Here is a 16293-nt window from a genome sequence, read left to right as displayed (position 1 = left end):
CCATGCAGCGCGCTTCGACAATGATCATGCCGGGAACAGGGCGGACGCTATCCGGCCGCGCCGGGTGCGCCCTCCTTGCCGATCCGGGCCGCATCCGCCGCGTGGTCCTCGTCCGTCACGGAGGAGAAGCGCTTCAGCCAGCGGCCCATCTTCGTGTTGATGTCGTCCATCACGGTGAACATCACCGGCACGAAGACAAGGCTCAGCATCGTCGAGGTGATCAGGCCGCCGATCACCGCAACCGCCATCGGCGCGCGGAAGGCGGCACCGGCGCCGACGCCGATGACTGCCGGGACCATGCCCGCCACCATGGCGATCGTCGTCATGATGATCGGCCGCGCGCGGGTGACGCCCGCCGTCAGCAGCGCCGTGCGCCGGTCGGCACCGTCGTTGCGGCACTCGATCGCATAGTCGACCAGCAGGATCGAGTTCTTGCAGACGATCCCCATCAGCATCAGGATCCCGATCATCGACGAAAGGTCGAGTGCCGCACCGAACAGGATCAAAGCCAGCGCCGCGCCGCCGATCGACAACGGCAGGGCAACGAGGATGGTCACCGGCTGCAGGAAATCCTTGAACAGCAGGATCAGAACCGCCACGACCATCAGGATGCCGGCAAGCAGCGCCAGGGCGAAGTTGCGGAACATCTCCGACATGTATTCCGCGTCGCCATAGTTGGCCTGCGTCACGCCCGCGGGCAGTTCCTTCATGGCCGGCAATGCCGAAATCGCCTCGAAGGCCGTGCCGAGTGTCATGCCGTTGAGGTTTGCCTCGACGGCGATCAGACGCTTGCGATCGAGACGCTCGACGCTGCTTTCCTCGGCACCGAAGGAGACGTTGGCGACGGACGTCAACGGCACCAGGGCACCCGCATTCGTGCCCACCCGCAGATTGCGCAAGGTGTCGAAATCGCCGCGGGCCGACCGGTCGAGCATCACCCGGATCGGCACCTGGCGGTTACCGAGGTTGAACCGCGCGGAGTTGCTCTCGCTGTCGCCCATCGTCGCGATACGGGCGACGGTGCCGATCGAGGTCACCGACACGCCGAGCCTTGCCGCCTCGTCGAAGCGCGGCTTGACCAGAAGCTCGGGCGAAAGCAGCGGCTCGGTCGACCGAACGCTGATCAGCCCGGGGAGTGCACGCATCTCGTTTTCCAGACGCCGCACCGAAGCCATCAACGTTTCCGGGTCATCGCCCGTCAGGTAGATGGAGAGGTCCTTCGCGCCTTCGGTCGAGGAGAAGGTTGCCTGGATGTCGGGGGTCTCCGCCAGCAGGGGCCGCAACGACAGTTCGAAGGACTTGCGGTCGAGTTCACGCTCCTTGCGCGGCTTGAGCTTGATGCGCAGCGATACCTCGTTGAGACTGTCGGTCGTCGCCAGAACGTTCTCGACTTCCTTGCGTTCCTTGAGCTTGGCCACCAGATCGTCGGAAATGCGCGCGGTTTCCTGGAGCCTCGTGCCGGGCGGCAGCGTGATCTTGAGCTGCGAGACGTTGCTGTCGCTCGTCGGCATGAAACCCGTCGGCAGCATGCTCAAAAGCGCGATCGAGCCGACGAAGATCAGCGCGACCATCGAAAGCGCGGTCTTGCGGTGATCGAGGGTCCAGCCGAGCATGCTGCGATAGGCATCGCTGATGCGCGACGGCTTGACGGCATGGCCGTGACCAGGTTTCGGCCGCAACAGATAGGCCGCCATCAGCGGCGTCAGCAGGCGTGCCACCAGCAACGAGAACAGAACGGCGATCGCGACGGTCAGGCCGAACTGCTTGAAATATTGCCCGACCGCACCACCGATGAAGCTCACCGGCGCAAAGACGGCGACGATCGTCAGCGTCGTTGCGACGATCGCAAGGCCGATCGCATCGGCCGCATCGATAGCCGCGATGAACGGCCGCTTGCCCATGTCGACATGCCGCTCGATATTCTCGATTTCGACGATCGCATCGTCGACGAGAATGCCGATGACCAGCGTCAGGGCCAGAAGGCTGATGCCGTTGAGCGTGAAGCCGAGCAGGTCCATCACCGCGAAGGTCGGCAGGATGGAAAGCGGCATGGCAAGCGCCGAGATCAGCGTCGCCCGCCAGTTTCGCAGGAAGGCGAAGACGACGACGATGGTCAAAAGTGCGCCTTCGATCAAAGCCGTGACGGCCGCATCGTAGCTCTCCTGCGTATACTCGACGAGAGAGATCAGCTCGGTCATCTCGACGCCGGGGGTGCGCGCCTGGATTTCCTTCAGCCGCTCGATGACGCGCTCGGCAACGACCGTGTCGCTCGCTCCCTTGCTGCGCGAAACCGAGAAGCTCACGATCGGTTCGCCATCGAAATGGGCAAAGCTGCGCGGCTCGGACGAAGTGTCCTCGATCGTCGCGATGTCGGAGAGCTGCAGCCAGCGGCCGCCTGCAAGCGGGATCGAAAGCTGCCGGAGCTCGTCCACCGAGCCGGCACTGCCGACGGTGCGGATCGACTGCTCGCGCCCGCCGATTTCGCCGCGACCGCTCGGGATGTTGATGTTGATTTCCCTGAGCGCCGTGTTCACCTGGTCGGCCGTTACGCCAAGCGCCAGCAGCCGTTCGGGATCGAGCGAAACGCGCACTTCGCGGCTGACTCCGCCGAGGCGTTGCACCTTCTGCACGCCGGGCAGTGTCAGCAGTTCGCTGGTGATCGTGTCATCGACGAACCAGGACAGCTCCACTTCCGACATGTGGGGCGCCCGCACGGCGTAGTAGACGATGGCGCTACCGTCGACGTCGAGGCGCGAGACGATCGGCTCCTGAATGGATTGCGGCAGGTCGGCGCGGATCTGCGCCACGGCCTCGCGCACGTCGTTTGCCGCCCGGTCCGGATCCGTGCCGATCTTGAATTCGACCGTGGTCGTGGAGACGCCGTCGGTAATGGTCGAGCGGATGTGACTGACCCCGACAAGGCCGGAGGCGACCCCTTCGACGCGGCGCGTCACCTGCGTTTCCATTTCGCCCGGCTGTGCGCTCGGTTGCGTGATCGTCACCGTCACGATCGGGAAGGATACGCTCGGATTGGCGTTGACCGGCAGCCTCAGAAACGAGGCGATCCCCATCAGCGTCAGCACGACGAAGAGAACGATCGTCGGAACCGGCTTGCGGATCGCCCAGGCGGAAATGTTGCTCGTCATTGCTGGTCGCCCGTCTGCGTCGGCTGGACGTCTTTCGTTGCGACCGCTTCGCCTTCGCGCAGCGACGCCCCGGATTTAAGGACGACCCGTTCGCCGGTCGAAAGGCCCGAGGTAATCTCCACCTTGCCGCCCTGGCGCATGCCCGGCTTGACCGACTTGCGCACGACCTGGCCCCCATCGACGACGAAGACCGAGACGGCGCCATCCGGCGCACCGAAAAGCAGGGCGGAATCGTCGACCATGATCGCCTTGCGTTCGCCCACCACGATCTCCGCCCGGCCGAACGTTCCCGCGAAAGGCGGGCGCTCGGTGGACAGCGTGACTTGCGCGGTGCCGAGGCGGGTCTCGCGGTCGATCTTCGGGTTGATTACCCGCACATGCCCCTGGAGCCAGTCGGCTCGGCCCGAAAGCTTGACCTTCACGGTCTGGCCGACCGCGAGCAACGGCAGTTCGGTTTCCGGCACCTCGGCCGCAAACTCGATTTCGCCACCGCGAATGAGCTTGAGCAGCGGGTCTGAGCCCGCAAGCGCACCGGCGCGCGCCAGCCGTTCCGAAACGATCCCGTCGGCAGGTGCCACGATCACGGCACGATCGAGCCTACGGCGCGCCTCGGCCTCAAGCGCTTCCGCCTGGTCGTAATCGGCCCGCGCGACCTCGACAGCCTGTTCGGCAAGGGCGAGCGCGGAGACGCGTTCCTCGAGAATGGTCGCGGCCTGAAGGTGGCTCAACTGGCGGGCGCGCGCGAGTTTTCGCTGTTCCTGCGTGACCGTCTCTTCCTCCCGCGCCATCGCTGCACTGGCGCGCGCGACGCGGCCCTTGGCCTCGCGCAGCAGGTTCTCCAGCATGTCGGTTTCCAGCCGGGCGAGCACCTGCCCCGCGGCTACCCGATCGCCGATCTCGACCTCGACACTGGCGATACGCTGGTCAGTCAAGGTTGTGCCGACGGCAATCTCCTCGCGGGCAACGAAGATGCCGGCAAAGGAGCGTGTCCATTGCTGTGGGCGGCTGTCGGCAACGAGCGTCGTTACCGTGCGGGTGGCAGACGGGGCGGGAACGGAGGCGGCGGCCTCCCCCGAGGCGCGCGCCGGACCAGCAGCCGCAGCAATCACAAGCAACGCTGCGAGAGCGACGTTCAACTCAACTGTACGTCTCATTTCATTGGCTTTCCATTGGCGGGGCCGGCGGCGTGATGCGCCTGCGATACCGGATCCCGGGTCGGGCAAAGGGCGTCGATAATTTATTAGATCATTCAATCTAACAATAGAATTCATCAAACGCGACAATTGTAAGGCAGATCACACACGAGCATTGCGGGAAGATGGCGGAGATCGTGCAAACGGCCGGCGGCCTTGACACCGATCGTCTGTCCACCGAAATCAGAGTGATTGATCTAATAATTGAACGGCATGCAAGGAGAACCGGCGATGCGCAAGATCGACCCCGAAAAACATGCGGCCAGGCGTCGGCTGATTCTCGATGCGGCAATCGCCTGCTTTTCGCGCAAGGGTTTTCACGGCACGTCGACGGCCGAGATCTGCGCCGAGGCAGGCATGAGCCCGGGAAATCTTTTCCATTATTTTCCGACCAAGCACACCATCATCGCGGCGATCGTGGAAGAGGAACGTCAAGAAACGGCGGAGATTTTCCGAAAGCTGGGCGAAGAGGAGGATCTGTTCGCCGCCTTGCTGGGCTTTATGGATAGCGTTCTCGAACTCGCGGGCGATCCTGCCTATTCGAGCCTCGCGCTCGAAATCGCCGCCGAAGCGATGCGTGACGAGCGCATCGGGACGCTCGCGGCGACGAACGACGCGGAACTCCAGTCGGCGCTCGTGGCACTCCTGCGCAACGCCGCCAGCCGAAACCAGATCGACAGGACCCTCGACGCGCAAGGTGCTGCCCGCTGGATCGCCGCGATCATCGACGGCATCTTCAGCAGGGTCGCGGTCGATCCCGGCTTCAAGCCGAAGGAGGAAGGCGTGCTGCTACACCGCCTGTTGAGCCGCTTTCTGCGCACGCAAGACTGAGCGTGAGAAATACGAAACCGCAGCGGCCCTTCGGCACCCTGCGGTCTCCGGTTGCCGGCCCGCCTCGGCTTGAAGCCGAGGCAGTTCGTCGAAGCAATCTCAGGAATGCTTCTGGATGACGCCGTAGACGATGTTGCGGTTGGCACCGAAGAAGACGCGCGCGTCGATCGCAGACTTCCCGGCACTCTTGTGGATGATGTTCCACATGTCCACTTCGGAACGCAGCAGCAAGGCCCAGTTCATGAAGGTCTCCATGTAACCGTCGACACCGATGTCCTGGGCGAAGTTGGCAAAAAGGAAGACGCCGTTCGGCTTCAGCATCTGCAGGCAGCGATGCGTCAGCTTGATGGCCACCTTGTCGGCGAGATAGTCGTAGAGACCAGCCGCATAGATGAAGTCGAACGTGCCGAGCTTCTGGTCGCGGCCGAGCAGGCTGCGAACGGAACCGTCGACCGCTTCGATCGCCGTGCCGGAGAAATCGCGGCTGATCGATCCGACACTGAGAGGATCCTGATCGAGCGCCACCCAACGCTTGATGCGGCGTTCCTCGAGCGCTTTGGAGCGGTTGGCTTCCCGCAGATGACCCGCGGCAATCGTCAGGATCTCCGCCTCGGAACCCCGGCTCGCCGCGATCTCGTCGACGTGGCGCGTGAGGATATCGCGGCGCTCGCGCACCGCCACCGAGGACGAAGCGTCCTTCGTGTAGTCGTAAAGGGCGCGCCCGACCGGGGACGCCTGCTCGATTTCGCCGGCAACGCTCGCATGGCCGTAGATGAAGTCGAGCAACTGCGCGTCACCCGAATATCCCCTGGGCTTGTCGAACGACCACCGGGTGAACGGATCCTGCAGGAAGTACTCCGAAACCGGGTGATCCTGGGCAATCGGGATTAGCTCCTGCCACACGCTCGGGTGGTATTTGGCACGGGTCTGGTGGAGGGAGGCCGCGAGCCGGTCGATAATTTTCGACGCATCTGTTCCTTGAATGAATTGTTCCTGAGCGACCCTGAGAATCAATGCGAGCTCGGCCTTGGCGGTCGAGAGCTGTTCGTCATGTCGTTCGCCGCGGGGCGAAACGAACTCATCAGCCATTGCCTTGGGAGTAATGAGGCTCTGACCGTCGAAAACAGTCTGAAATTGGCGCACGCGAGACCATCCGTTAAAGCTTTGTTAACAATAGTCGCGAAGATGCGCGCATTACGGCTCGGAATGCAAGTTTTTGTATATAATAAGGTAAATACTCGGAGCTCACCCCTTTGGGTGATACCGATTCGCAGATGCCCTGACCCATTAATTTAACAAAACTTAATGGACACCTCCTATCATGCCTCGCAGCGTTTCCCGCCCTTGTTGCAGATGGGCCGCGGCGAACACGCAAGGAGTGTCCGAAACAACGTCCATTGATGGAAAAGCGACGACAGATTTCCGTTGACCGTGACGCAGCGCGATGGATCAGTGCATGAAGCACACGTTGGCCGACGTAGTTGACATCGACCTACACAAGCAGCCGCACAGGCCGCACCTGGCTGAGCTTCAGACCCTCTATCGCATGGAGGGCGAGGCTGGCCGGCGCGCCTCGACCCGGCAGGGGCTGTGGGTTGCCGTCGTCGTCTACCTGCTCTTCTTCATCCCGGACATCCTGCTCGTCCCCGACGTCGCCTTCTACACGATCGTCTCGCGCCTCTTTGTCGGCATCGGCTCGCTTCTGACCTTCGAGATCCTGTTTCGGCTGAAGGCCCAGACCAAATGGCTCGACGGCACCTGCGCCGCAGCCCTCGTCTTCGGCTACATAGGCTGGCTTGTTCCGGCGATGATGACGGCCGATACGAGCAGCATGTCCTACTACATGATCTTCGGCGCCATCTTCATGATGGGCGCCAATCTCTTCTTCAGCTTACGGTTCCGCCTCTCGGTGGTCGCCTCCAGCATCGTGCTGGTGACGTTTTTCATCGCGCTGTCGTTCTTCTCCGAACACGATCCGGCCTACCTGATCGCCTTCGGAACGTTCTACGTCTCCTGCTTCGTCTTCACCTCCTATGTGAACTGGAAGCTCAACCGCGAGCGCTACAAGGTTTTCCTCAACGCCTTCGAGGCGAAGATCCAGCAGAACGAAGCTTCCGAGCGGGGAATGGCGCTTCTGCGGCTGTCCAACACCGATCCGCTGACCGGTCTCGACAACCGCCGCGCCATCGATCAGCAGCTGCGCGACTACTGGAACGATTGGCAGAAGCTCGGCAAGAACTTCACCGCCATGCTGATCGATGTCGATTTCTTCAAGAAATACAACGACTGCTACGGCCACCAGGAGGGCGACCGCTGCCTCATTCTCGTGGCCAATGCGCTCGGCGAAGCGATCAGGAACTATCACGGCTCGATCGGCCGCTACGGCGGCGAGGAGTTCATCGTCCTTGCTCGCCTGGATACGCGCGAGCAGGCGGCCGAGCTTGCGGAGGTCATCTGCCGCACGGTTGAAAGCATGGGGCTGATCCACGAGCAGCGACGCGACGGCGTGTCCATCGTCACCGTCAGCGTCGGCGCCGCCTTCACCCGCAATCACACCGGCGCCAAGCTCGAGAAAATCATCCACGAGGCCGACCGCGCGCTTTACGCCGCCAAGGCGAGCGGGCGAAACTGCTCGAAGCTGTTCGATCCGAACGATCCGCAGAGCAGCGACGAGAGCGAGAACATCGCAGCCCTCCTGAAGATCGCCGTCGACCAGAACCTGGTATCCCTCGTCTACCAGCCGATCACGAGCGTGACGACCGGCGAGGTCGATGCCGTCGAGGCGCTGATGCGCCTGACGATGCTGGATGGCACCTCGGTTCCGCCAAGCCTGTTCATTCCGGTCGCCGAGCGGACCGGCGCCATTCTCGATCTCGGCCGCTGGGCGATAAAGACCGTGTGCCGCGAACTGCTTGTCGACAATCACGTTCCCTTGGTCAGCGTCAATGTCTCGCCGATCCAGCTGAAGACGCCGGGCTTTGCGACCTCGGTCGCGGCGATCCTGGGAGAAACCGGGGTTGCCGGAAGCCGGCTCGCCTTCGAGATCACCGAAGGGCTGGAGATGGAGATGCACTCGGGCATCCTGCGCTGCATCAGCGACCTGGAGACCCTTGGCATCCGCATCTGGCTGGACGATTTTGGAACCGGCTTCGCCGGCCTCTCCTGGCTGCGCCTGATCGATTTCGACACGGTGAAGATCGACCGGTCGTTCCTGCACGATTGCGCCACGCCGAAGGGCCGCGCGATGCTGCAGGACATCATCGGGCTCGTGCGCAACCGCGGCCACAAGATCCTGATCGAGGGCGTGGAGACCGACGAGCAACTGGCCCTGATGCGGCGCTTTCGGATCGATCACGTCCAGGGTTTCCACGTCGGACGCCCGGCGCCAGCGGACATGTTCCGCACGCCCACCGACAAGCCACGCCTCCCGCTTCGAAACGGCGTCCGTAACTAGAAGCCTTGTCGACTTCATTTGCCACGATTTGCGGTCGACAGAAGGCAAACCGGTATCGGCGAACGGGAATGCCGCTGCCGCTTCCCGTTCGGCGCTGATCAATGACATCGGCGAGCGAAACGCCCGGCCGCGCCCCGCGTCCTCGGCATCGTCAGCGCCCGCCGGCGCAACCTCGGCAGGGAACGTGAGGCCCGACGCGAATAAATGTTGCGCTCCGACCGAACCGGTGCGTAGGATACGGGAGACTACACTGCCGCCGGATACAATCTCACATTGTGCCCATGGAGGCGCGTGATGGCCATCGGGGACCAGCAGGACGTCGGCGTCGAACCGACCATATCTCCGCCCAGCAGCGTGGAGGTTCTGGCACAGCTTGAGCGCATTCGCCTGAGCGCCGAATTCGATGCTCCAGACCGCGACCGTAAATTCCTGGCCTATGTCATCGAGGAAACACTGGCCGGGCGCGGCGACCGCATCAAGGCCTATTCCATTGCCACCGAGGTTTTCGGCCGGGATTCCTCCTTCGACCCGCAAACGGATCCCGCCGTTCGGATCGAGGCGGGCCGCATTCGTCGGGCACTCGAACGCTATTACCTCGTCGCCGGACGCAGCGACCCGATCGTGATCCGGATGCCGAAGGGCGCCTATGTGCCGACCTTCGAAAGACGAGCCGAAAAGCAGCCAGCAGCCGTTAGAGAAAGCGGAATGCCACCGTCCGAAGCCGCGCCGGTCGGCTGGCGTCATCGCCGCCGCATCCTGCTTGGCGCTGCGGCGCTTGTCTGTGGCCTCGCCGGTCTGTCGGCCGGCTTGCTGCTTCTTTCCGGTGACAACAGTACGGCGGCCAGTCGGCCAAATATTCCGAAGGTGATCGTCACGCCTTTCGAGGACATCTCGGGGACGCGGCAATCGGCGATGATGGCGCAGGGGCTGACGGACGAAGTCGTAAGCAACCTCGCCAAATTCAAGGAGATCGTACCGGTCATGGTCAGCGATCCATTACGGACATCGGCCGATCAAACCTATGCGCTTGAAGGACGGGTAAGGCTCGAGGCAGAGCGGCTGCGGCTGGTCGTGAGGCTCATCCAGCGATCCGACGGGGCGGTCGTCTGGGCGAACACCTACGACGAACGACTGCAGTCCGGCGACGTCATCGATCAGCAGGCAAGGACGGCGGCCGCGGTCTCGAGCGCGGTGGCAGAGCCCTATGGCGCCATCTTCCAGGCAAGCGCAGCCGAACTCAGGCGTTCGGTTCCCGAGGGCTGGCAGGCCTATGCCTGCTCCCTCACCTACTACGACCATCGCGGCGACATCGATCCGCAATCCCGTCGCTCCGCCGAGGAGTGCCTGCAGCGCGCGACCCGGCAATTCCCGACCTACACCACCGCCTGGGCGCTTCTGTCGATGAGCTATATAGATGCGCTGAGCAATGGCCTCGATCCCTCGGCCTCAGCAGGGCTGCTGGAACAGGCTGGCGAAGCGGCGGCGCACGCCGTCGATCTTGCCCCCTTCGACGTTCGCGCCCTCGAAGCACAGATGCTCGTCCTCTTCGCTCGCGGCGAAGTCGATGCTGCCCTCGCCGTCGGCGCCCGCGCGCTTGCCATCAATCCCAACGACACCGAACTTGCCGGCGCATACGGCCTCCGGCTCGCGCAGTCGGGCCAATGGGATGCGGGCTGCAAGCTCCTGTCGGACGCCACCGAACGCAACCTCGGCCAGACTGGCGTTTTCGAAAGGGGGTTGGCAAGCTGCGCCTATTTCGCCGGCGACTATGTCGCCGCCGAACGGTGGGCGCGCCTCGCCAATCCGGGCGCCAACCCGGCCGACCGGGTCCTGCTGCTTGCGATTCTCGGAAAGCTCGGCAAGACGGACCAGGCGCGTGAGGAGCGAAAGTGGTTCGAGACCAACGCGCCGGCATTCCTCGGTGACCTCGGACAAGCGATTGCCCTTCAGTTTCACCGTCCCGAGGATCAGCACCGACTGTTCGACGGCCTGCGCGCCGCCGGCGTTGCTGTGCCCGAAGCGGAGTATCAGCAGGCAGGTACCACCAGCGCGATACGCTGATCAGATATTGCCGGGTTCAAGCTCGCCGTCACCGACGGCGGGTGCAGCCGCCTTCTCTGGCGCCGCATCAGAGCGCGCCCAGACCATCAGCAGATCATGCGCGACACTCAGCACGATCGGCCCGAGAAAAAGACCGATCAGGCCATAGGACAGCGTGCCGCCAAGCACCCCGAGCAGGATCACCAGCGTCGGCGTCGACAGCCCGCGTGCCACCAGGATCGGCTTCATCACATTGTCGATGACGAACAGCGGGATCAACAGAATCGTCAGCAACAGCGCCGGACCGAAATCCATGGTGAACCAGGCCCAGATCATGACGGGCAGCAATACCAGCGCGGGGCCGATCTGGATGATGCAGAGGATCAGCACGACGAAGGCAATCGCGCCAGGCGCCGGAACATCGAACAGGCTGAGCACCAGTCCGCACAGAAATGCCTGTAGCAGCGCCACGCCGATGACGCCGCGCGCCACGTTGCGGATCGTCGCCGTCGCCAGTTTGAGGAAACCGATGCCCCGCTGGCCGCCGATCCTGCCGGCAAAGCGCTGTGCCATTTCCGCCAGCCGCTCCGCCGAACCGAAGAGAAAACCTGCGATCAACACCGAGACCACGAAACTTAGGACCTCGGCGCCGACGCTCGCGACCTTGCCGAGAACCTTGGTGCCGGCTTGCATCAGCGCCGGTTCGATCTTGCTCAGCAGTGCTTCGATATTGCCCGACGCCATGCTCCAGACCGCATGTATGCGCTCGCCGACGACAGGCCACGTGCGGATATATTCCGGCGGGACCGGTACGCTCAGCGAACCGTCGGCAAGCCTGGCAAGCAGCGCCTGCAACCCTTCGGCAAAGCTGACCGCGATCGCAGTCAGTGGGGCGACGATGACGGCGAGGCATATCAGCGTGATCAGGAATGAGGCAAGGCGCCGCGAGCCGAGCAGGCGTCCCAGCCGGGCATAGGCTGGAAAGAGCGCCACCGCGAGGATTGCCGCCCATATCAGAATGATCGCGAAGGGTGCGATCAGCGTCAGAGACCAGTAGGCCAGAAGCCCGACGATGCCGATCCGGGCGATATCCGTGATCTTCGCCTCGATGGAAGGCGACCCGTTCGTTCCGTTGCGGACCACATTCGATCGGGAAGGATCCTCGTCCATGCTAGCCCCTTCCCCCTGACGCGAAACAGCCGACACCCGCAGCTCTATGCTCGCCGGCACCTTGCAAGCTCTACCGTCACGTGGATGGCACGCCCACGGCAACCGTGGGGCAGTAACATACAGTAGAATACGCCTGCCGGGCTTCCCGATCCGCCGGCCTCCTCTAGAGATTCCATTGACTGATGACGGCTGTGGTCAGAGACTGCTGCGCGATCAGCTTGAAATTGCAGAACAAGAAGCGTCGACAGGGGGCTGTCCCGCGCGCCAGTCCAAGCGCCCGTGCCATTGCCCAATACACGAGGGAGGCTGGATAGATGATCAAAAAGACGATCATCGCGCTCGGCAGCGCAATCGCGGTTTTGATAACAACACCCGTCACGGCGGTTCTTGCACAGCAGACGGCAGCCGCACCGGCTGCTCAGGAACAACAGACAGCACCCGAGCCGCTCAGCGACGATGAGCTCGAGGTGCTGGTGGCGCGCATCGCGCTTTACCCGGACGAGTTGGTGGCGCTCATTTCCGCCGCCGCACTCTATCCTTTGCAGATCGTCGAGGCAGAACGGTTTCTTGAGGCTCGCGAGAAGAAACCCGACATGAAGCCGAAAGACGACTGGGACGGCAGCATCATATCGCTGCTGAACTACCCCCAGATCGTCAAGATGATGAGCGAGGATCTCGAGTGGACGCAGTCTTTCGGCGATGCGATCGCCAATCAGCAGAAAGACGTGCTGATGGCCATCCAGCAACTGCGTGACGAGGCGGTCGCCAAGAACATCATCAAGACCGACGACAAGGTAAAGGTGGTCCAGGAAGGCGACAACGTCGTCATCCAGGCGGCCAATCCGGAAACCATCTATGTGCCGCAGTATCCGCCGGAGATGCTCTACGAGCCGAACTATGCACCGGCGCCGATCGGCTACTATGACGAGCCCTATCCCGCCTACTGGTATCCGGGTGCGGCCTTCTTCGCCGGTGCGGTCACGGGTGCGGCCTTCGCCGCGATCGTCGACTGGGACGATTGGGGTGTCTGGGGTGGCCGCTGGAACGGCGGCGACATGGACATCGACTGCAACAACTGCTTCAACAACATCAACGGCAAGGTGAAGTGGAACGACGTCGACTGGAAGAATGTCGATCGCAGCAAGATCAACTTCAATCGTGACCAGCTTCAGCATTTCGACCGAAACAGCATCAAGAACAACATCAAGGCGAACGGCAACAACAACCTGCGCAACCGCGCCGCCGAGATCAATCGCGACCGGCCGAACGCACGGCCCGGCGGAGGTGGCGGCGGCCAGATCAGGGATGTGCGCAAGAGCACGCTCGACGGGCTGAAAGCGCAGCAGAGACCGGCAGCTCGGCCCGGCGGCGGCGGTGGCGGTCAGGCGATCGCCAAGGCCCGCGCTGGGGACGGAAAGCCGAGCATCAATCGCCCGGGCAACAAGCCGTCACAGGTCAACCGCAGCGGTGGCAAGAAGAAGATGGCGGCAAAGGCGCAGAACCGGCCGAAGAAGCCATCGGGCCTTGGCAATGTCAATTCCGGACGGCGTGAGGTCGCTTCGTCACGCCGCGGCGGGCAAAGCCTTGGCGGTGGTCATCGCGGCGGTGGGCGGCCACAGATGAGCCGTGGTGGCGGCCGGCCGCCGATGCACCGTGGCGGTGGCGGACGCGGCGGCGGCGGCCGCAGACGTTGATCGGATCACAGGAGAACGACCATGACAAAGCTCTTCAATTCCCTTCTCCTGGGATCAGCGATGGCGCTGGTTCTGGTAGCGACGCCGATCGGCTCCGCCTATTCGCAGGACAAACCGCCTGCCGATCAAGCTGCCGGCGATCAGCCTGCGGGAGACCAACCGTCGGCCGATCAGCCGCCGGCGGACCAGATGGTGGGTGGGCTGGATGCCTATGCCGCCGCAGAAGACCCGCCGGTCTTCGACGATCCGGACAAAGCCATCGGCGAATTCAAGGCCAGGCTGGCCGCGGATGATTTCGACGGCCTCGCAAAACTTTTGGGGCTGAATGCGGAGAAGCTGAAAGACAGCGAAGGGGTGAAGGATACGTTCGCTCTTATCCGCGAAGGGGCAGCCCGCAATGTCGTCGTTCGCGATCTGGAGGGCCGCAAGATCCTTCAGATCGGCGACCGGCTCTGGCCCTTGCCCTTCCCGCTCACCAAGGGCGATGACGGCAAATGGGCCTTCGATACCTATGTCGGACTCGAAGAGATCGTCAATCGTCGCGTCGGCGAGAACGAGTTGCAGGCGATCGACACGGTCGAAGCCTATGTCGATGCCCAGAAGGAATACGCCTCTGAGGATCGCGACTCCGACGGCGTGCTCGAATATGCCCAGAAGCTGATCAGCACGCCCGGCCAGACCGACGGTCTCTATTGGCCGGCCGACCAGGGGGATGGCGAAAGCCCCGTCGGAGACTCGATCAGCGAAGCGGCCCTGGAAAAGGCAAAAGCTGGCGAAGGATACTTCGGCTACCGCTTCCGCATCCTGACCTCGCAGGGCGACAACATTGCCGGCGGTCGCTACGACTATGTGATCAACGGCAACATGATCGGCGGCTTTGCGCTGATCGCCTGGCCGGTCACCTATGCGGAGACGGGCGTGAAGACCTTCGTCGTCAACCAGCAGGGCATCGTCTACGAGCGCGACCTCGGGCCGAGCACGGAAGCAATCGTACCCTTCATCGACCGCTTCGATCCGGACGACAAGTGGTCCGTCGTCGACGATTGACGGGGATTGCTACCATCGGCATGAACGATAACGCCGCCCGGTCGGGCGGCGTCAGACAATAACCTCGCCGGCCCGTCCGCCAGCCTCTTCCTTTGCCTCAAACAAGTATCAAGGGCATATCGAGCGAGGCTCGGAATTTGCGCGGCTCGATCGGGCCTGCTGTCAGCGAAGCTCCCTCCGGGAAATGGGTCCTGACGCGGTGGGCCACATTGGCAAGGCCGATGCCGAGCCCGTGCGTCATCCCCGCCGCAGTCGCTGCGGCAACATCGTTTTCGACGATCAGATTGAGCCTGTCCCCGCGCCTTGCCGCGCGGATCAGGATTTCGACTGTGCTGCTGGAACGACCGACGCCGTGTTTGACCGCGTTCTCGACCAAAGGCTGCAGGATGAGACTTGGAACTTTCGCATCCTCGAGTTCGCCGGGAATGTCGATCCGAACGCTCATCCGGTCCGAAAACCGCTCCTTTTCGATCTCGAGATATTCCTTCTGCAGCGCCATCTCGTCGGCAAGCCTGAGCTCACGCATGGGGTCGAGCTGCAGCGTCGAGCGCAGGAAGCCCGAAAGCGACATGATCATCCGTTCAGCCCGCTCGGAGGCCCCCTCCTCGACAAGCCCGGTGATGGAATTAAGCGTGTTGAAAAGGAAATGCGGGTTGATCTGGTACTGCAGGGCGCGCATTTGCGCCGCGAGCGCCTCTTCGCGTGAGGCGATCAGCTTCAGGTCGCGGTCGCGCACGTCCATGTGATTGAGCAACGCGACGAAGAGAAATGACCAGCCGAAGAAGATCGACATGCGATAGCAGACCGCATAGGCGTAATCCATGATGTTGAACGGCACGACCACGGGCAACATGATCAGGCTGTAGAGATAGGCGTCCAGCAGCGACATGCCGAGCGAGCTGACCAGCGACAACAACAGACATGCCGCGATTTGTCGGCCATAGCTCTGCCGCCGCATCCGGCTGAGAAGCTGCGCCAGGAGGATGGCGACGAGGACAAAGACCGCTTCGAGCGCCAGCTTGCCGAGAAGGGGTTTCAGCGGATTGTCCCCGATCGTGAGCCAGATGGGACTGCTGATCAGGAATTCGGCCGCCGCGTAGATCAGTGCCAGCCGCAGGGTGACGACGCGAAACCGGTTGCCGTCCAGGAAACTGTCGGTGGGAATGGTGATGTGCTTCATCAAATTCTGTCGCGCTGAATTCGGGTTCAAGCCCCAGGCGCCAGCATGACGAGGGGCGGCTATTTGAAAAAGCAAATAAAGAAATTTAGCAACTAAAAGGATCACTCGGTTCCGTCTTTCCGCGCGAAGATTGCGGCGGAAGTCGAGGAGATGGCTCGATCCCGTGGAAAGGCCACGTGGACCGACGACGGCAGGCGTCGGGCGAGAGTGCGTTGAGGGACGGGCTTGACCACGAAACAGGCGTGGCTGCGATCATGGAGATTGTGATGGCATGTCGCGGGTGTCGCTTATCGTTACGGGCGCTGGGCCGATAGCGTCATGGTCCAGCGCTCTCTGGGTACGGGCTCGACGACGCCGCCACCGCCGCCGCCCCTTTCCACCCGATGAGGGTCGCCCCTGTGCGCGCCGTTTAAACGTCAAAAAGCCCGCTGGATTTCTCCATGCGGGCTTTTTTTGATTTGGTTGCGGGGGCAGGATTTGAACCTGCGGCCTTCAGGTTATGAGCCTGACGAGCTACCGGGCTGCTCCACCCCGCGCC

At 62.8% G+C, this 16293-nt stretch carries 10 protein-coding genes, 1 tRNA gene and 1 pseudogene; 6 read left to right on the top strand and 6 right to left on the bottom strand.

The window, feature by feature from the left end; translation table 11 throughout:
- Positions 1 to 47 precede the first annotated feature (47 nt).
- Both IB277_RS17370 and IB277_RS17365 read right to left on the bottom strand, forming a co-directional pair.
- Positions 48 to 3146, bottom strand: a complete 3099-nt coding sequence (locus tag IB277_RS17370; protein WP_090298064.1) for an efflux RND transporter permease subunit — start codon at positions 3144 to 3146, stop codon at positions 48 to 50.
- On the bottom strand, positions 3143 to 4300 hold the full coding sequence (locus IB277_RS17365; protein WP_162728813.1) for an efflux RND transporter periplasmic adaptor subunit: 1158 nt from the start codon (positions 4298 to 4300) through the stop codon (positions 3143 to 3145). Before IB277_RS17365 ends, IB277_RS17370 begins: the two co-directional genes overlap by 4 nt.
- Before the next feature lie 270 nt (positions 4301 to 4570).
- On the opposite strand from IB277_RS17365, the gene IB277_RS17360 reads away from it, so the two are divergent.
- Positions 4571 to 5170, top strand: a complete 600-nt coding sequence (locus tag IB277_RS17360) for a TetR/AcrR family transcriptional regulator (RefSeq protein ID WP_060581229.1) — start codon at positions 4571 to 4573, stop codon at positions 5168 to 5170.
- A gap of 99 nt (positions 5171 to 5269) precedes the next feature.
- On the opposite strand, the gene IB277_RS17355 is transcribed toward IB277_RS17360, so the two are convergent.
- Entirely contained in the window at positions 5270 to 6313 is a 1044-nt protein-coding gene (locus IB277_RS17355) for a class I SAM-dependent methyltransferase (protein ID WP_089044899.1), read from the bottom strand.
- A 313-nt stretch (positions 6314 to 6626) separates the two neighbouring features.
- Here IB277_RS17355 and IB277_RS17350 point away from each other — a divergent pair, with 313 nt between their 5' ends.
- Positions 6627 to 8624, top strand: coding sequence for a bifunctional diguanylate cyclase/phosphodiesterase (locus IB277_RS17350; RefSeq protein ID WP_176960326.1), 1998 nt, complete (start codon positions 6627 to 6629; stop codon positions 8622 to 8624).
- 294 nt (positions 8625 to 8918) lie between these two features.
- Complete coding sequence (locus IB277_RS17345) at positions 8919 to 10685, top strand: hypothetical protein (protein ID WP_090298071.1); 1767 nt, start codon at positions 8919 to 8921, stop codon at positions 10683 to 10685.
- On the opposite strand, the gene IB277_RS17340 is transcribed toward IB277_RS17345, so the two are convergent.
- Entirely contained in the window at positions 10686 to 11834 is a 1149-nt protein-coding gene (locus IB277_RS17340) for an AI-2E family transporter (RefSeq protein ID WP_192371326.1), read from the bottom strand.
- A 314-nt stretch (positions 11835 to 12148) separates the two neighbouring features.
- Between IB277_RS17340 and IB277_RS17335 the strand changes: the two genes are divergently transcribed.
- Positions 12149 to 13528, top strand: a complete 1380-nt coding sequence (locus IB277_RS17335) for a DUF3300 domain-containing protein (RefSeq protein ID WP_034787232.1) — start codon at positions 12149 to 12151, stop codon at positions 13526 to 13528.
- Positions 13529 to 13549: 21 nt separating this feature from the next.
- Positions 13550 to 14575, top strand: a complete 1026-nt coding sequence (locus IB277_RS17330) for a DUF2950 domain-containing protein (protein WP_090298074.1) — start codon at positions 13550 to 13552, stop codon at positions 14573 to 14575.
- Positions 14576 to 14672: 97 nt separating this feature from the next.
- On the opposite strand, the gene IB277_RS17325 is transcribed toward IB277_RS17330, so the two are convergent.
- Positions 14673 to 15755, bottom strand: a complete 1083-nt coding sequence (locus tag IB277_RS17325) for a sensor histidine kinase (RefSeq protein ID WP_110819337.1) — start codon at positions 15753 to 15755, stop codon at positions 14673 to 14675.
- Positions 15756 to 16034: 279 nt separating this feature from the next.
- Here IB277_RS17325 and IB277_RS38080 point away from each other — a divergent pair.
- A pseudogene (locus IB277_RS38080) lies at positions 16035 to 16142 on the top strand (GNAT family N-acetyltransferase); the annotation flags it as partial.
- 72 nt (positions 16143 to 16214) lie between these two features.
- Here IB277_RS38080 and IB277_RS17320 read toward each other — a convergent pair.
- A tRNA-Met gene (locus IB277_RS17320) sits at positions 16215 to 16291 on the bottom strand.
- Between the last annotated feature and the right edge of the window lie 2 nt (positions 16292 to 16293).

This window comes from Ensifer sp. ENS07, assembly GCF_014852185.1.
Classification (GTDB): domain Bacteria; phylum Pseudomonadota; class Alphaproteobacteria; order Rhizobiales; family Rhizobiaceae; genus Ensifer; species Ensifer adhaerens.
This window is presented reverse-complemented; position numbering and strand designations above follow the sequence as displayed.

Excerpts from the sequence above, each read along its gene's own strand:
- IB277_RS17370 (WP_090298064.1), bottom strand. The coding sequence starts at position 3,146 with ATGACGAGCAACATTTCCGCCTGGGCGATCCGCAAGCCGGTTCCGACG.
- IB277_RS17365 (WP_162728813.1), bottom strand. The coding sequence starts at position 4,300 with ATGAGACGTACAGTTGAGTTGAACGTCGCTCTCGCAGCGTTGCTTGTG.
- IB277_RS17360 (WP_060581229.1), top strand. The coding sequence starts at position 4,571 with ATGCGCAAGATCGACCCCGAAAAACATGCGGCCAGGCGTCGGCTGATT.
- IB277_RS17350 (WP_176960326.1), top strand. The coding sequence starts at position 6,627 with ATGAAGCACACGTTGGCCGACGTAGTTGACATCGACCTACACAAGCAG.
- IB277_RS17345 (WP_090298071.1), top strand. The coding sequence starts at position 8,919 with ATGGCCATCGGGGACCAGCAGGACGTCGGCGTCGAACCGACCATATCT.
- IB277_RS17340 (WP_192371326.1), bottom strand. The coding sequence starts at position 11,834 with ATGGACGAGGATCCTTCCCGATCGAATGTGGTCCGCAACGGAACGAAC.
- IB277_RS17335 (WP_034787232.1), top strand. The coding sequence starts at position 12,149 with ATGATCAAAAAGACGATCATCGCGCTCGGCAGCGCAATCGCGGTTTTG.
- IB277_RS17330 (WP_090298074.1), top strand. The coding sequence starts at position 13,550 with ATGACAAAGCTCTTCAATTCCCTTCTCCTGGGATCAGCGATGGCGCTG.
- IB277_RS17325 (WP_110819337.1), bottom strand. The coding sequence starts at position 15,755 with ATGAAGCACATCACCATTCCCACCGACAGTTTCCTGGACGGCAACCGG.